We start from the raw sequence: 15,791 nt of genomic DNA on the forward strand, positions 1-15,791 counted from the left end.
TTAAATTTTGATTCGAAAACTGAATATGAATGGCACGTTTTTGTGCTGTAAGGCCGAGACTCTCTAAAGCTTGAAATATATTAGCCAACATCTTTTTATAAAATATAAAATAAAATTTTATTAATATTATACAAAACAGACTGATTTGTCTATTTTGTATACTTATTGTTAAAATTCGCTATTGATGCCGTTTTAATATCGCTTCACTCATTAAAGCATAGATATCCTGCAAGTCAGAACGATTAGAATCTCCCAATAACTGCTGATGCATATTTAATATATTTTGGTCTCCTCGCATTGCGGGACCAGTCTGCATATCCTTGGGATCATTGGCTGTGGCTTTGTTTGCGGTTTCTAAAATCAGTGGATAGAGTAAGCTAAAATCCACCTGCTCGGCATCGACAATCTGCTTTGCCATGTCATAGCAATAATTACTGAAATTGCAAGCAAATACTGCTGCCAAGTGTAAAGTTTGACGTTGCGTAGAGCTATATTGATAGACACGATGGCTTAAACTGTTTGCTAATTCCGACAAAAAGGTTAAATCCTGTGGCTCAACAGCTTCAACAAACACCGGCGTATCTGCCCAGTTTACTTCCCTGTCAAAACTAAAGGTTTGCAAGGGATAAAAGACACCTGCCCGATGATGACGGCTTTGCAGAACCGATAAACTGGTGCTGCCCGAGGTATGCACAATCAGGTTGTCTGGTAAATAAGGTGCAATCCACTCAATTACACTGGAAATTGCCTGATCACTAACCGCAATAATCACCAAGTCTGTTTGCGGATCAAGCTGCCTCACGTCATCAATCGCCTGGGCACTGGCAAGATTGGCAAGGGTCTGGGCACGCTGTAAGTCTCGACTAAAGATTTGAACAATCTGGTGCTGTAACTGTAAGACTTTAGCTAAATGTGTGGCAACACGCCCTGCACCGATCAATGTAATTTTCATAAACTTTATCTAAGCACGTGATTTGCTTAAGCATGCCAATAAAAAAAGGACGAATCAATTCGTCCTTTTCTGCTTGTTCACTTAATTGACATTATTTAAGTAAACAACTCGTTCAATCGTGCGCTGAATAAAGCATTTGGTATATTGCATGTCCTGATCTTGCTTATGCATCGCGTCGTTCCAGTAACCCGCTTGCTTCTGATAGGTTTCCCGATCTTTCTCAGGCGTATCGTAGACACTTTTCTGTGAGAGTACTTTACAATCTACATCGCGTTTCTCAAACCAGTCAGACTGGTCCTGCTGCAATTGTGCCTTCTGCTCAGCACTGAACTTGTCCCAGGTCTGGTTCAAACGCTCAACCTGCTTGCTCTTTTCCGCATCCAGCTCTTTTTTACGGATATCCATTGCTTTTTGCGCCAGTTCCATCTGAGCAGATGAATTTGCATCATACTCCTGCTGCGCCTTTTCGCTATTCTGTTCAATCAGGCGATTTTCTTTGAGGTAGGCCATGTAATGGACTGCTTTGGTTGCCATAAACACAACCCCATCAATCACGGCATTTTGATCCGGAATATTCAATACCACACCGTCTTTATCCGTCTTGGTCAGGTTATAGGTGAAGTCACCACGCAACTGGTCATCTTCAAGCTTTAATGGATAGCCGCTATCTGAGAAATAATCACCCAAAGTATAGGTTGACTGCCCTTCATCCTCGCCATCTCTCTGATATTTCTGCTCTTCCAGATAAGCATTTTCAGCACGTTTCTGTAAGCCTTTAGGGAATGAAATCACCAGCTGACTATCACAATCTAATAATGTTTTTGACGCTTGCTCACTGTCGGTATTATCTAAAGTACGCACATTTTTGATTTCAAATTTCAGACCCTTGTTAATTTTATCCAGCACATCATAATCTGCCTGATATTCACTTTCACGCAAACTGCGTTCGATCTGCTTTAAATATGCCTTTTTTAATGCAGCCTGAATATTATTCAGGTTATCCTGATTGGTACAGCTCCATTCGGACACTGCGGCTTCAACATTTTCAACTTTATCTTTAGGTTTGAATTTATCGCATCCTGTCAATAAAACTGCTGCAGTTAAGGTGGTGAATATAAAAAACTTATTCATATTAATTACCCTGTTATCTTGTTTTTTTCGGGCGTATTCTACTCAATTTAATTCCACCTATTCGAGTCTTTTCTTATATTTTATTTAAATTAATTTCGAGAACAGGGTTTCGGGGCATTTATTAGATAAAATTAAAGGAGCTATTTTCTCAATAGCTCCTTCATATAATGTTTTAACCCTGAATTTATGGCGTAATTGAAAACTCAATACGGCGGTTTTTAAAACGTCCTTCTTCAGTGGTATTATCTGCCACCGGATTATCTGCGCCATGCCCCACCGCTGTGAGCTGATCAGCAGCAACCCCCTGACTGACTAAATAATCCACCACGGCCTGAGCACGTTTTTGCGATAGGGTTTTATTGCTATTGGCATTACCGGTTGAATCGGTATAGCCCGCAACCGTTAATTTCGCATCTTTGCTATTTTTCATTAAGGCTGCCGCCTTATCCAGAATAGCCTTGTTTTCGTCTGGTATCTGGTTTGATCCGGTTGCAAAATTAATAATCTGTAGATTTAAAGCCTTGATCACTGCATTTATATCAACCTGATTGGCATCGATATTCGCCAGTGCATCCTGTGCGGCATTTAAACTATGGCTCACAGAGTCTGCCGCCGTCATGGGTGCTTCAACCACGACTTCAGTATTCGGCACCAATCCTTTAATTTTTCCAAGTAGATCATTCAGTTGATTCGCATCCCCACCTTTCAGGGTAATCTTGTCACCAATCCAGTCCAGAGAAACATTCGGTACACCTTTAAGCAGACCTAAAACACCGGCAAGGCCTGCCTGATCCATAAAGCTTCCAGCATGCTTGGTTGCGGTATCCACTGTACATTGTTGGCTTGCAGAGAATAGCTCTTTCACTTTGGCCTGTATGGTCGCCAAGAGCCCTTGATCGCCAACGCCAACCTGACATTGCGCCAAGTTACCTGAAGCATCTGTGGTTAAGGATAATGTTGCTGGCGCCGCATCTGTCGCCACTTGTGAAGCTGAATTCGCCTCATCATTTACCGGAGCAGTGGTTTGTTTATGCTGGCATGACTTCCACAACCAGGCCACCAGCAAACCGAGAATGATAATGGCTACAATCGGCAACCAGGCACGTGATTTAGGCGCAGCGGCAGCTGATGTATTCACGAAATTGGAAGTAGAAGCAGATGCACCCGACACTAGTCCGAGCGGTGCCAATAGAGCAACTGCCCATGCGGGTAACAGTGAACGGATCGAATCGATATGCTGTTTTAGATAATTCACGATACTTTGCGTATCATTTCCCGCTTCGCTGGTTAAAGCAGCCAGACTTTTGGGAATCGCTTGAGTTAAGGTCTGCTCTGTTTCGGCACTGGAAAGTTGCCCATTACTTAAATTGGTCAGAAGCGCATTTTTAATTTGTTCATTATGACCTAATAAATCTGAGAGTGAGGGCGAAATTGAATCCTTTAACTTCTGGATGAGTTCGGGTTTTGCTGCGAAAATAGAAAGTAAAATGGGATAGAACCTGGATAAAAGAGCACTTTTTTCATTCACTAGACCATCTTGATCATTCACGATCACCGATGTCACTTTTTGCTTTAACAGTTCCATTGGGTTTATTGACATTGTTATTCACTCCAACACATTAAATTTATAATATTCAGAACACTCAAGAAAAAAGCGAAGCTCAAGTGAACTGCTGCTTTTTCATTCTAATCTTTTGTATTTTTTTTATTCACTTTTATATAATTTAAATACAATACTTACATCACAATTTACAAAGAAAAATAAGGAATAGGCATCTTTTTTAACTACTGGTCCACTATTACTCAATTCAGAAATGAACACCAACCCTCTCATTCAAACCATTTTTCACAATTAATATCAATATCTTACAAAACAATCCAGCAAAAAACACCCTTTTAAATTCACATGCCTTATTTACTTAAATGATATAAAAAAACCAGTGAAAAGCCGAATAGCACAGTAAAAAGCGGAAAAATTTTGTTCTGTTTTTTCGCTGGCGGGACGACCGGAATGGCAGGAATAAGCTCTAGCAACGGCTCTTTAATGGCTGTTTCATTTAATTGTGCCAAGACTTCGCTTGTCCAACAGGGCAATAAAGAATAAATAGACGCCTTATGATCTCTTAAATAGTAAATAATACCTATCGCATCGTTACCCACTTCATTTGATAGAACCGCCAGACTTTTAGGAATTGCCCGATTTAAGGTAATTTCCACTTCAGCCACGGAAACTTTTCCGGCTGCCAGTCTTAACAATACTGCATTCTTAACCCGTTCATTTTCTTCCAGCAAATCAGAAATAGAAGGCGTAAGTTTTTCTCTTAATTTATCGACCAGTTCAGGTTTTTCTAAAAAACGATAAAGCAAAATAGGGTAAAATCTTGATAAAACATCATTTTTTTCATTCATCAAGCTGGTTTGATCATTCACAATCACAGATGAAACTTTCTGTTTAAGTAATTCCATAGGATGAATAGACATCGTATTAAGCTCCAATTATTAGAATGGCTTATTTCTCTTTTTTATAATTTTATGTAAGGCATATCTCATTTATATAGCTACTTTAATCTATTTTTCTTGTTTTTATCTATTCTGTAAAATTTAAATACAATATCTACATCACACTTTACAAAGCGGAATAAGACCTATCTCTTATTCCGCTTCATGAACACGCAGCTTATTCAGCGAAAGTCGTTATGACTTTACCCGTCAATTGCTGACCGATAAGAGGCGTATTTTTGCCTTGTGAAAGGATGGTCTCTTTAGACACCGTCCATTGCAGTTCCGGATCAATCAGCACCCAGCCTGCTTCCTGCTTCCAGCGGTCCGTCATATTGGCAACCTGTGCCGGGATCGAAGTCACTTTTGCAACCCATTCCAACGGTTCGAACAATCCTTCCTGAATCAGTTGCACGCCTAGAGCGACGTAGGTATCGAATGCCGTAATTCCCGGTTGGGTTTCTGCAAACGGAGCCATTTTCGCCGAACTGCTCAAAGGTTCATGATGGGTACAGATCGCATCGATTACCCCCTCTTTGACACCTTGTCGCAATAATGTCTTATCCTGTTCCGAACGCAATGGCGGGCGCACATGTGCAAGTGAGTTAAAGCCATCCGTTAAGTGCTCGGTAAGATGCAATTGATGCATAGCCACGTCTGCCGTTACCGGTAAGCCTTTGGCCTTTGCTGCACGGATTAAATCGACCGATGCACCGCAAGACAACAAACCAAAGTGTGCTCTCACCCCAGTTGCTTCAATCATCAGAAGATATTTGGCAATCGCAACGGTTTCTGCAATCGCAGGAATCATCGGTAAACCTTGACGAGAAGCAATAAAACCTTCGTGCGCACAACCGTCTTTGGCAATTTGTGGTTCTTCGGCATAGAACACCACGGTTAAACCCAAGCCAGCAGCATATTCAAGCGTACGGATCACCACATCATCATTGTCAAATGCAGCATTGGCATTAGAAACCGCAGTACAGCCACCCTTCTTTAAACTGGCCATATTGGCAGGTTGCTTACCATTTAAACCTTGAGTTTGTGCACCAATGATATGCAAGTAGATACCACCATCCAGTTGCGCTTTTTCGATGAGGCCATGAATTAGGGCACCATTGTCCTGCACAATCGGCTTTGAGTCTGGCGGTGTGATGACATGCAAAATACCATTGGCACGTGCAGCCTTACCTTCCGATTTCAAGGTACCATGCTGTTGCTGGCCTGGCTCACGTAAACGTGCACACAAATCCACCATGGTCGGCATCAACCATTTGCCTTGACCATTGAGTGTTTCATCAACCTGGTCAACGGCATCAATGCGCTTACCATTTTCAATATAAACCGTTTGTACCTGATCAGTCTGTTGAATCGGATCGAGCACACGGACATTTTCAATTTTTACAATACTCATGTGATCCATCCCTTACAGTGCAATCGCTTCAATTAAACCTTGTTCTTGTAATTGCCCTTGCATCGCAAGTGCCAATACTGCCATACGAACTGCAATACCGTTGGTGACCTGTCTTAAAATTACGGACTGATCCCCATCTGCCACGCTCGAGTCAATTTCCACGCCACGGTTCATTGGTCCAGGATGCATTACGATACAATCTGGTTTCGCCAGTGCCAGACGCTCTTTGTTTAAGCCGTACATTTTGTAGAATTCAGCCTGTGATGATAAGGCTGGTGAGTCAATCCGTTCATTTTGAATACGTAAGGCAATAATCACATCACAATCTTTCACACCTTCATCCATTTTATTAAACAGGCGAACATGCTCACCATATTCATTAAAGCCGACGGGCAACAACGTATTTGGTGCAATTACACGGATATCTTTACAACCCAATGTTTGCAATGCAGCGACATTCGAACGTGCCACACGTGAATGTTTGATGTCACCAATAATGGCAACTGTCAGCTCTTCAAAGGGTTTCTTGGTCTCACGGCGAATGGTCAACATATCCAGCATGGCCTGAGTTGGATGTGCGTGACGACCATCTCCTGCATTAATAATCGCGACCTTTGGACAGACATCTTTGGCAATAAAATGTGCTGCACCTGATGAGGAGTGACGTACCACGAAAATATCCGCCGCCATGGCTTCCAGATTCCACAAGGTATCGCGTAGCGTTTCACCTTTTGATGTACTTGAACGCGCGATATCGATATTCAAGACATTGGCAGACAGACGTTTTGCTGCAGCTTCAAAAGTCGTACGGGTACGGGTGGAGTTTTCAAAGAACAGATTCATGACCGTCAGTCCTTCAAGTAACGGACGGTTGATCAAATTATTATTTTCATCTAAAAAGCTTTGCGCTGTATCTAAAATCTTGGTCAAGGTTTCTTTAGAAAGACCCTCAATGGTTAAAAAGTGTTTTAGATTTCCTTGTTGGTTGAGCTGGATCTGACTCAAAGTATGCAATGCCGCCAAGTGCATAAGAGATTCCTAACACGTTAAGTTAAGGCATTATACAGACTTTAGTTTTGCTGCGTCGTTGAAGTTTTCAGCACTTAAGTAAAAAAGGATGTACTTCCCCTTACATCCTTTTTAATTTCTCTACTTTAAATGACTTATAACTTAGCGTAATGCACCAATATAGTGATGATGCACCTGAGCCTGATAAATTTCTTCCTCGGTCACTTCCATTGAGTAGGCATCTGAAACCACATCTTTTTCAACATTCAATTTATTCTCCAGTACAGGTGAAGAACAAGCTTCAGGATATAACGCAATCAATGGACTCAGGCGTGCCACAAAGCGCTGCAACTCCGGATCTTGCGTGTCAAGAGCAATGTCCAGTATATGTTTGGCATAATCCTGATTATTGACCAGATACATCACATCAATGACACGTCCACAAACACGTCTTAAGCGGACATACATTTGAGTTGCAATTGTAAAAGCTTCGGCATTGACCAGTACTTCATTGTTCATGCTTTCTTTCATAACATCCCCACAGCCTAAAATTAAAATTCTTAATTTTCATCAGCTTTAAGTAACATTGCTCACTGATGTAGTACTGATTTAGAAAGCAAAACATGTACCAACTTTTCAACAAAACAATTCTCAGCACGACATCAACTGACATTAAAAAAGTTGAGGCCGACAACATTTCGTCAAAAAAGTAGGAGGAATTGCTGATAAAGCTAACAATCACACAAATATGCACCGACAGAACAAACAAAAATCAGTTAAAATAGCCGATTGCTGAACTGCTTTTTTGGAAATGTGCATGAATTCTACACAACGTCTGACAAACTATTGGGTGACCTGTGCGGATGGACTTGAAACCTTATTACAACAAGAACTCGAAGATTTAGGGATTCAGAACATTCAACGCTTCGCTGGACGTTTGGTTTTTAAAGGCACACTCGAAAATGCATATCGCATTTGTATGTGGTCGCGTCTTGCCTCTCGCGTACTGTTACCGATTCATACCCATGAACTCGAACATACCCATGACGCACGTGATGTTGCTGAAGAGCTCTATGAAGGTGCGATCAGCTTTGACTGGTCTTTGATTTTTGCACCACAAAGTACTTTTGCCATTCGTTTGCATGTTGAACGTGAAATTAAGGTCAATACCCAGTTTGCGACACTCCGTGTTAAAGATGGTGTGGTCGACTCCTTTATGGAAGCTGTGGGCAAGCGTCCTAGTATTGATATCAAGCAACCAGAAATCACACTCTATGTATTGGCGGGTAAAACCGAACATACCTATTGTCTGGACTTATCTGGTGATTCTTTACATAAACGTGGCTATCGCCGTTTTATGACCGATGCCCCAATTAAAGAAAATCTGGCTGCGGCGATTTTACAGAAAGCACAACTGGCCCAATATCAACCCGATATTATCCTTGATCCAATGTGTGGTTCAGGTACCTTTATTATTGAATCACTCTTGATTCTGACGGACCGCGCACCTGGTCTGGTTCGCCGTTTTGGTTTTAATGGCTGGCATGGACATGACCATGAATTATGGATGACCCTCAAAGCCGAAGCCGCCGAGCGTCATGAAAAAGCCTTACAACAACCCTTACCCCAATTCTATGCCTATGATGCCGACTGGGAAGCAGTTAAAGCGACACGCCAGAACATCATCGCTGCCGGTTTTGAAAAATTACTGGATCAGATCCAGATTGAAGAACGTACTTTGGCCGACTGGGATGATTTCCATGCGGAAGGTAAAAAAGCCTTCATCGTCACCAACCCTCCGTATGGTGAACGTTTAGGCGACAAAGCATCGAATCGTTCTTTATATCTCGGTTTATCTGCCTTACTGCAAAAGAATTTCCCAAATCAGCGTGCAGCCATCATCGCCGCTCAAATTGAGCAGGCAGACGTGCTGGCATTTAACGACCCACAAACCTTGCGTTTGATGAACGGTAAATTACCGATCTATACCCGTTTTGGTACAGTCAAACCTGCGACTGTAACCCAGCCCTTCCTGGCCAATTGGCAACCTCAACAATTTGAACCGATCGAGGGTGCCGAAGACTTTACCAACCGTTTGCAAAAAAATATGCAAGCTTTGAAAAAGTGGGCGGTTAAGGAAAATATCTATTGCTTACGTTTGTATGATGCAGATTTGCCAGACTTTAATCTGGCGGTTGATTTATATGGTGACAAATTGCATGTGCAAGAATATGCACCACCAAAGAAAATCGATCCAGAAAAAGCGAAAAAACGTTTTAACCTTGGTCTGGCAGCAATCCGAGCGGTCACAGGGCTCAATCGTGATGCCATCTTTATTAAAACCCGCGCCCGTCAAGCTGGAACAAATCAATACACCAAACAGAGCACTGCCTCTAAACGCTTTATCGTTCAGGAAGGCAATGCGCGTATTCTGGTAAATTTAACCGATTATCTGGACACGGGTTTATTCCTGGATCACCGCCAGATGCGTTTACGCATTGCTAAAGAAGCACGCGGCAAGCATTTCCTGAATCTGTATAGCTACACTTCTACGGCCAGCTTACATGCTGCTCTAGGTGGCGCAGCCAGTACCACCAGTGTCGATTTATCTAATACTTATTTAAGCTGGTCGAAGGAGAACTTTGTTCTAAATGGTTTAACCGTAGATCATGCCGATGAACAACATATGTTCTTCGCCAGCGACTGCTTTGAGTGGCTTAAAGAAGGTCATGAGCAATATGATCTGATCTTCATTGATCCGCCAACCTTCTCTAACTCGAAGAAATTCTATGGTACCTTTGACGTACAGCGTGATCATGTTTCATTGCTTAAACGTGCGATGAACCGCCTAACCAGTGACGGTACGCTTTACTTCTCAAATAACTATCGTGGTTTTGAGCTAGATGAAGAGATTGAGGCCATGTATCAGGTCGAAGAAATCACTTCTGAAACCATTGGCCTGGACTTCAAACGTAATCAGAAAATCCATCGTGCCTGGAAAATTCAACACCCAAGTATTTAAAAGTTGCAAATACTCATCGAAAAGTAATTTTACTTTTTTTGATATTCGGTGAGTCAAACTCATAAATCATAAAGCGATCAGGAGCCTCTGCATGGGGCTTTATGGTCGCTTTTCTTTTTTCGCGAACATCCAACACCGTGGTTTTTTTCTGCTCTTCGTAAGCCGAAAAACCTCCTTCAGCAAGCATACTGACACGAATTTCACGTAAATTCCGGTCACTCAACACACGCTGTGAACGCCAGCGTTCCTCAGCAGGCTTTAATGCATCTTGTTGAGCTTTGATAATGATACTTGGCAAGGCATTATTCAATGCTCCTGTTTGCAAAGACAAGGTTCCCTCAGGCAATGGCTGTGCAGCATGTCCGATAGAAGATAAAGCGCTGAACAACAAAATCACACACGAGCCTGTGTAATGATGTCTATTTTTTTGCATTTTAATTCATCCTGAATCTTGTTCTTATTTGTTTTGAAACTATCAAGTTTTTATAGCAGTGGCAATGTCATTGGTAATATTCCTGTAAAAATCTGACCAGATGCACCAATACAAAAAAAGATGGTGATTTTCATCACCATCTTTGGGCCATCTTCTAAGCTAGGTTTAGCTCAGTTTTAACTTGTCAAACACCAGATGACCACTCTCTCCTTTGATCAGTATATTATCGCCAGGCTGGAACTCACCAGACAGGATTTTCTGAGCCAGACTGTTTTCCACCTGTTGCTGAATTGCCCGTTTTAATGGACGCGCACCATAGACAGGATCGAAACCAGCATCAATCAATAAATCAAAAGCAGTATCATCCACCGTTAAGCCCATATCACGTTCACTCAAACGAGTACGTAAACGATCTAACTGAATATCTGCAATACCACGAATCTGTGCTTTTTGCAGCGAATGGAAGATGACCAGCTCATCAATACGATTGATAAACTCTGGACGGAAATGCTGCGTGACCGCACTCATCACCACTGCCCGTACTTCATCATCGGTTGCACCTTCTCCAAGTTCACGTACATCTTGCGAACCCAGGTTAGAGGTCATCACAATAACAGTGTTCTTAAAGTCAACCACACGACCTTGAGAATCGGTTAGGCGGCCATCATCCAATACTTGTAATAAGATATTGAAGACATCTGGATGTGCTTTTTCCACTTCATCGAATAACACCACGCTATACGGCTTACGACGAACGGCTTCAGTTAAGACACCACCTTCTTCATAACCGACATAGCCTGGAGGTGCACCCACTAGACGGCTGACAGAATGTTTTTCCATGAATTCGGACATATCAATACGAATCATGGCATCGTCGCTGTCAAACAGGAAGTTAGCCAATGCTTTGGTTAACTCGGTTTTACCTACCCCTGTCGGACCAAGGAACAGGAATGAGCCACTTGGACGATTCGGATCGGATAAGCCAGCACGTGAACGACGTACTGCATTGGAAACCGCAACCACAGCTTCATCCTGCCCAACCACACGGTTATGCAAAAACTCTTCCATATTGAGAAGTTTTTCACGTTCGCCCTGTAGCATTTTCGCCACAGGAATTCCTGTTGCTGCACTCACGACTTCAGCAATTTCGTTCTCAGTGACTTTGGTACGAATCAGCTTCGGCTCTTCATTTTCCTCAGCAACTTCAGCTTGTTCCAGACGTTTTTGCAACTCTGGAATGACACCATATTGCAAGCGTGCAGCTTCAGCCAGATCACCTTCACGTTTGGCTTTTTCCAAAGCGCTACGTGCCTGATCAAGTTCAACCTGTGCCTTTTTATCACCTTCAACCAGTGTTTTTTCAGCTTTCCAGATCTCTTCTAGATCGTTATACTCTTTTTGCTTTTCAGCGATCTGCTGCTCAAGATGATTCACTTCGGCTTTACTACCCGCGTCTTCATCTTTTTTCACCGCTTCCAATTGCATTTTCAACTGGATTAAGCGGCGATCAAGTTTGTCCAGCGCTTCTGGTTTAGAGTCAATTTCCATTTTGATGCGCGACGCAGCCTCATCAATCAGGTCAATCGCCTTATCGGGCAATTGACGATCCGTGATATACCGATGCGACATCTTCGCTGCAGCAATAATGGCTGAGTCAAGAATTTGCACGCCGTGATGGGTTGCATATTTTTCTTTAAGACCACGTAGGATCGCAATGGTATCTTCTACACTCGGTTCATCGACCAACACTTTCTGGAAACGACGCTCAAGCGCAGCATCTTTCTCGATATATTGACGGTATTCATCTAGAGTGGTCGCACCCACACAACGCAATTCACCACGTGCCAAAGCAGGTTTTAACATATTACCTGCATCCATCGCGCCATCACCTTTACCTGCGCCAACAAGTGTATGCAGCTCGTCAATAAACAGGATAATCTCACCTTCGTGCTTGGTAAGGTCTTTGAGGACTGCTTTTAAACGCTCCTCAAATTCACCACGATATTTTGCACCCGCGAGTAATGAACCCAAGTCAAGTGAAAGCACACGCTTGTTCTTTAAGCTTTCTGGAACTTCACCATTGACAATACGTTGCGCCAGACCTTCTACAATCGCTGTTTTACCGACCCCTGGTTCACCAATCAACACCGGGTTGTTTTTGGTACGGCGTGATAACACCTGAATGGTACGGCGAATCTCGTCATCACGACCAATTACGGGATCCAGCTTACCCGCTAAGGCACGTTCAGTTAAATCAATGGTATATTTATTCAGTGAGTCACGTTGATCTTCATGATTATTGCTCATGACTTTGTCATTTCCTCGAATATTTTCAATTACTTTACGTAAACTTTCAGGTGTAACCCCTACACTATTTAAAATGGTTTTGGTTTCACCGGTTTCTGCCAGCCCAAGTAATACCCAGTCGGTTGATAAAAACTCATCGCCTGCTTTCTGTGCATAACGGTCAGCTAAATTCAGCGCCTTTACCGCTTCAGGATTGAGGTTGATATCACCGGTAGGATTTGCCAAGGTTGGCGCATTTTGCACGGCTTGTTCCAGCTTCTGCTTTAACTCTGGTAAACGCGCGCCAGCTTGTTGCAACAAACTCAAATTGGCAGGTTCTTCCAATAAAGTAGCAAGAATATGAATACCTGCTATCGAGGTATGGTCTTTACCCATTGCCAATGATTGTGCATCTGAGAGTGCTTGCTGTAAGCGGTTTGTAAATTTTTCAAAACGCATTCTTGTTATTCCTCACAACAAATTTCTAACTTATCACTTAGATGGGAACACTTTTTTAAATTTCAAATAAAAAATTATATATTTTTCAATATTTTATAATATATAAAATGAATAAAACTCAGTAATAATATGGGTATATAAACAATCTATTTCAAGTATATTTTGTATAATTTTTCTGTCTGTTCCGTACTAAACACAATTATGATTGTGATTTTTCACCGAACAATTTAGCTTAACCCTTTAGTTGATTCAAAATGACGCTCATGTACTTAAAAAAAATTTTATTGGGTGCAGCTTGCCTGCTGCCTCTTCATTCGGTATTTGCCCAACTTCCACAAGATTCTCGTCGTGCTGGTGGGATTGCTGTCATTCCCTTAAACACAAATACCACTCAGGTCTTTTATGAGCAAAAGCCGGTACTCATTACTCAGGAAGGCACACAGCGATATGCCGTGTTTGGTATTCCACTTTCTGCGCCATTAGGCAGTTTGAGCTTAACTACCAATACCACGCCGATTCAGATCGAAGTAACGCCATACCGTTATGCTGAGCAGCGTTTAAACGTCAAGAATCAGGACTATGTCAATCCGAATCAGGACCAGCTTGATCGCTATGCACGTGAAGCAAAAGAGCAAAATGATATTTATAATTCATTTACGCCAAGCAGCTGGCACAGCTTTCCTAACTTCATCCGCCCTACCGCCGGTAAATTTAGCAACTCTTTTGGCAGAAAACGCTTTTTCAATGGTGAAGAACGCGCCCCGCATTCTGGCCTCGATATTCCCGCGCCAGTGGGACAAAAAGTCGTTGCGCCTGCAGAGGGTGTGGTTGTCGGGACAGGCAACTATTTTTTTAATGGCAATACGGTACTGATTGATCATGGTCAGGGGCTGATCAGTATGTTCTGCCATCTCAGCAAAATTAATGTAGAGAAAGGTCAACACCTCCAGCAAGGTGAACTGCTCGGACTGGTCGGTAAGACAGGACGCGTCACAGGTCCACATTTACATTGGGGAATGAGCCTGAATAATGCTCGGGTAGATCCACAGTTATTTTTAAAATAAACAGAATCCCCAATAAAAAATGATCGGTGCAAAAACCGATCATTTTTTAGCAAAACTTAATAGTTTAAGCCTTAAGCCGCTTCAATAATTTCGAAGTCGTGGGTAATTTCTACGCCACCATCAGACAGCATTTTACTGGCTGAACAATATTTCTCGGCAGACAATTCGACTGCTTTTTCTACCTGTTTAGATTTTACCGCTTTACCAGTGACGATGAAGTGCAAATGAATTTTGGTAAACACCGCTGGAATGCTATCCGCTCTTTCCGCTTTAAGCTGACATACGACATCGGTCACATCTTGACGAGATTTCTTTAAAATGGTCACAATATCAAACGAAGCACACCCACCAAGTCCCATTAAAATCAATTCCATAGGACGTGGACCACGGTTTTCACCGCCATATTCGGCAGAACCATCCATCACCACACTGTGGCCACTTTCTGATTTTGCTTCAAAAGCAACATTCTCTAACCAATGTACACTTGTTTGCATTGCAACTACCCGAAAAACGTTATAAATTTACTCTGTTCTTGTACACTAACATAAAATGAGTTGATAAGGAATTTCATCTCTTCTGTGTAGAAAAGGCTCTTCCAAGGGTCTGTGCGATCGGTTTTATCCAAATTCGGAAATTTTAAGCATGACTTCAAATTTTTCACAACTTAGCACTGATGCTTTATCACCAGGTCAACTCCCTGAATCAGTTAAAGCGCTGCTAAAACGTGCTCATATTAATAGATATCCTAAACGCACCACGATTGTTGACGCTGGAACGGAATCAAAATCACTGTATTTAATATTAAAAGGTTCAGTGTCAATTATCTTACGTGAAGATGACGAACGAGAAATCGTAGTTGCCTATCTAAACCCGGGCGACTTCTTTGGTGAAATGGGGCTTTTTGAAAAGAACCCTCAACGTACCGCAGAAGTACGTACACGAGATGTCTGCGAAATCGCAGAAATCACTTACGACAATTTCCACGAGTTAAGCAAGCAATATCCAGATTTAAGCTATGCTGTATTTGCTCAACTGGTTCGCCGTCTTAAAAATACCACACGTAAAGTAACCGATCTGGCATTTATTGATGTGTCTGGTCGTATTGCGCGTTGTTTAATTGACTTATCTGCTCAACCAGAGGCAATGATTTTACCGAATGGACGTCAGATTCGTATTACCCGTCAAGAGATTGGCCGTATTGTCGGTTGTTCTCGTGAAATGGTTGGACGTGTCCTCAAGACACTTGAAGATCAGGGGATGATTCAAACTGATGGTAAGGCCATCTTAATCTTTGATGCTTCTTTAGAAGAAAATACTTTCTCTGAAGATGAGTATGATGACGAAGATTAATTTAATGCTCAATTAAATTAATCTATTTTAAAGCCAGTGCAATGCCACTGGCTTTTATTTGCTTAAATATAAATTTTAAGCAATGCCGATTACATAATTACAATGATTATAGAGCTATTCAGAATGTTAACTGCTGTAAACATTTTTTATAATCCACCGTGATCATGACTATA

Annotated in this window: 14 protein-coding genes; 3 read left to right on the forward strand and 11 right to left on the reverse strand. The window is 42.0% G+C overall.

From position 1 onward, the window contains the following. The 8 genes from ACNQO6_RS15240 to ACNQO6_RS15275 all read right to left on the reverse strand — a co-directional run. Nucleotides 1-91: hypothetical protein (locus ACNQO6_RS15240; RefSeq protein WP_440209583.1), on the reverse strand; the 91-nt coding region annotated here is incomplete at its 3' end. 87 nt (nucleotides 92-178) lie between these two features. Continuing rightward, the gene (locus ACNQO6_RS15245; protein ID WP_440209516.1) at nucleotides 179-952 is read right to left on the reverse strand and encodes a Rossmann-like and DUF2520 domain-containing protein; all 774 of its coding nucleotides are present in this window, start codon (nucleotides 950-952) and stop codon (nucleotides 179-181) included. Between the two features lie 81 nt (nucleotides 953-1,033). Further along, nucleotides 1,034-2,083 (reverse strand): DUF1311 domain-containing protein, encoded by a 1,050-nt coding sequence (locus tag ACNQO6_RS15250; RefSeq protein ID WP_440209517.1) that lies wholly within the window; start codon nucleotides 2,081-2,083, stop codon nucleotides 1,034-1,036. A 184-nt stretch (nucleotides 2,084-2,267) separates the two neighbouring features. Next, complete coding sequence (locus tag ACNQO6_RS15255; RefSeq protein ID WP_440209518.1) at nucleotides 2,268-3,683, reverse strand: OmpA family protein; 1,416 nt, start codon at nucleotides 3,681-3,683, stop codon at nucleotides 2,268-2,270. Between the two features lie 311 nt (nucleotides 3,684-3,994). Continuing rightward, entirely contained in the window at nucleotides 3,995-4,564 is a 570-nt protein-coding gene (locus tag ACNQO6_RS15260) for a hypothetical protein (protein ID WP_343580624.1), read from the reverse strand. A 196-nt stretch (nucleotides 4,565-4,760) separates the two neighbouring features. Continuing rightward, nucleotides 4,761-5,996 carry a dihydroorotase gene (locus ACNQO6_RS15265; protein WP_440209519.1) on the reverse strand — a complete coding sequence of 412 codons (1,236 nt, stop codon included), beginning with the start codon at nucleotides 5,994-5,996 and terminating at the stop codon, nucleotides 4,761-4,763. A 12-nt stretch (nucleotides 5,997-6,008) separates the two neighbouring features. Further along, nucleotides 6,009-7,025 (reverse strand): aspartate carbamoyltransferase catalytic subunit, encoded by a 1,017-nt coding sequence (locus ACNQO6_RS15270; RefSeq protein WP_343580626.1) that lies wholly within the window; start codon nucleotides 7,023-7,025, stop codon nucleotides 6,009-6,011. Between the two features lie 141 nt (nucleotides 7,026-7,166). Continuing rightward, complete coding sequence (locus ACNQO6_RS15275; RefSeq protein ID WP_440209520.1) at nucleotides 7,167-7,535, reverse strand: hypothetical protein; 369 nt, start codon at nucleotides 7,533-7,535, stop codon at nucleotides 7,167-7,169. Nucleotides 7,536-7,821: 286 nt separating this feature from the next. Between ACNQO6_RS15275 and rlmKL the strand changes: the two genes are divergently transcribed. Then, nucleotides 7,822-10,026, forward strand: coding sequence for a bifunctional 23S rRNA (guanine(2069)-N(7))-methyltransferase RlmK/23S rRNA (guanine(2445)-N(2))-methyltransferase RlmL (rlmKL, locus tag ACNQO6_RS15280; protein WP_440209521.1), 2,205 nt, complete (start codon nucleotides 7,822-7,824; stop codon nucleotides 10,024-10,026). Between the two features lie 13 nt (nucleotides 10,027-10,039). Here the strand turns inward: rlmKL and ACNQO6_RS15285 are convergent, their stop codons facing one another. Beyond that, nucleotides 10,040-10,459, reverse strand: a complete 420-nt coding sequence (locus ACNQO6_RS15285) for a hypothetical protein (RefSeq protein WP_440209522.1) — start codon at nucleotides 10,457-10,459, stop codon at nucleotides 10,040-10,042. 165 nt (nucleotides 10,460-10,624) lie between these two features. Further along, nucleotides 10,625-13,204: an ATP-dependent chaperone ClpB gene (gene clpB, locus ACNQO6_RS15290; protein WP_440209523.1), complete on the reverse strand. Its 2,580-nt coding sequence runs from the start codon at nucleotides 13,202-13,204 to the stop codon at nucleotides 10,625-10,627. A gap of 263 nt (nucleotides 13,205-13,467) precedes the next feature. On the opposite strand from clpB, the gene ACNQO6_RS15295 reads away from it, so the two are divergent. Continuing rightward, nucleotides 13,468-14,268, forward strand: a complete 801-nt coding sequence (locus tag ACNQO6_RS15295; RefSeq protein ID WP_440209524.1) for a peptidoglycan DD-metalloendopeptidase family protein — start codon at nucleotides 13,468-13,470, stop codon at nucleotides 14,266-14,268. Nucleotides 14,269-14,339: 71 nt separating this feature from the next. Here ACNQO6_RS15295 and ACNQO6_RS15300 read toward each other — a convergent pair whose 3' ends face one another. Beyond that, nucleotides 14,340-14,762 carry an OsmC family protein gene (locus ACNQO6_RS15300; protein WP_005231034.1) on the reverse strand — a complete coding sequence of 141 codons (423 nt, stop codon included), beginning with the start codon at nucleotides 14,760-14,762 and terminating at the stop codon, nucleotides 14,340-14,342. Nucleotides 14,763-14,910: 148 nt separating this feature from the next. Here ACNQO6_RS15300 and crp point away from each other — a divergent pair, with 148 nt between their 5' ends. Beyond that, a complete protein-coding gene (crp, locus tag ACNQO6_RS15305) occupies nucleotides 14,911-15,618 on the forward strand; it encodes a cAMP-activated global transcriptional regulator CRP (RefSeq protein WP_343580638.1) in 708 nt (235 codons plus the stop codon). Nucleotides 15,619-15,791 lie beyond the last annotated feature (173 nt).

The organism is Acinetobacter calcoaceticus (assembly GCF_051947995.1).
In the GTDB taxonomy this organism is placed as follows: Bacteria; Pseudomonadota; Gammaproteobacteria; order Pseudomonadales; family Moraxellaceae; genus Acinetobacter.

Excerpts from the sequence above, each read along its gene's own strand:
- ACNQO6_RS15245 (WP_440209516.1), bottom strand. The coding sequence starts at position 952 with ATGAAAATTACATTGATCGGTGCAGGGCGTGTTGCCACACATTTAGCT.
- ACNQO6_RS15285 (WP_440209522.1), bottom strand. The coding sequence starts at position 10,459 with ATGCAAAAAAATAGACATCATTACACAGGCTCGTGTGTGATTTTGTTG.
- ACNQO6_RS15270 (WP_343580626.1), bottom strand. The coding sequence starts at position 7,025 with ATGCACTTGGCGGCATTGCATACTTTGAGTCAGATCCAGCTCAACCAA.
- ACNQO6_RS15250 (WP_440209517.1), bottom strand. The coding sequence starts at position 2,083 with ATGAATAAGTTTTTTATATTCACCACCTTAACTGCAGCAGTTTTATTG.
- clpB (WP_440209523.1), bottom strand. The coding sequence starts at position 13,204 with ATGCGTTTTGAAAAATTTACAAACCGCTTACAGCAAGCACTCTCAGAT.
- rlmKL (WP_440209521.1), top strand. The coding sequence starts at position 7,822 with ATGAATTCTACACAACGTCTGACAAACTATTGGGTGACCTGTGCGGAT.
- ACNQO6_RS15295 (WP_440209524.1), top strand. The coding sequence starts at position 13,468 with ATGTACTTAAAAAAAATTTTATTGGGTGCAGCTTGCCTGCTGCCTCTT.
- ACNQO6_RS15275 (WP_440209520.1), bottom strand. The coding sequence starts at position 7,535 with ATGAAAGAAAGCATGAACAATGAAGTACTGGTCAATGCCGAAGCTTTT.
- ACNQO6_RS15265 (WP_440209519.1), bottom strand. The coding sequence starts at position 5,996 with ATGAGTATTGTAAAAATTGAAAATGTCCGTGTGCTCGATCCGATTCAA.
- crp (WP_343580638.1), top strand. The coding sequence starts at position 14,911 with ATGACTTCAAATTTTTCACAACTTAGCACTGATGCTTTATCACCAGGT.
- ACNQO6_RS15260 (WP_343580624.1), bottom strand. The coding sequence starts at position 4,564 with ATGTCTATTCATCCTATGGAATTACTTAAACAGAAAGTTTCATCTGTG.
- ACNQO6_RS15300 (WP_005231034.1), bottom strand. The coding sequence starts at position 14,762 with ATGCAAACAAGTGTACATTGGTTAGAGAATGTTGCTTTTGAAGCAAAA.
- ACNQO6_RS15255 (WP_440209518.1), bottom strand. The coding sequence starts at position 3,683 with ATGTCAATAAACCCAATGGAACTGTTAAAGCAAAAAGTGACATCGGTG.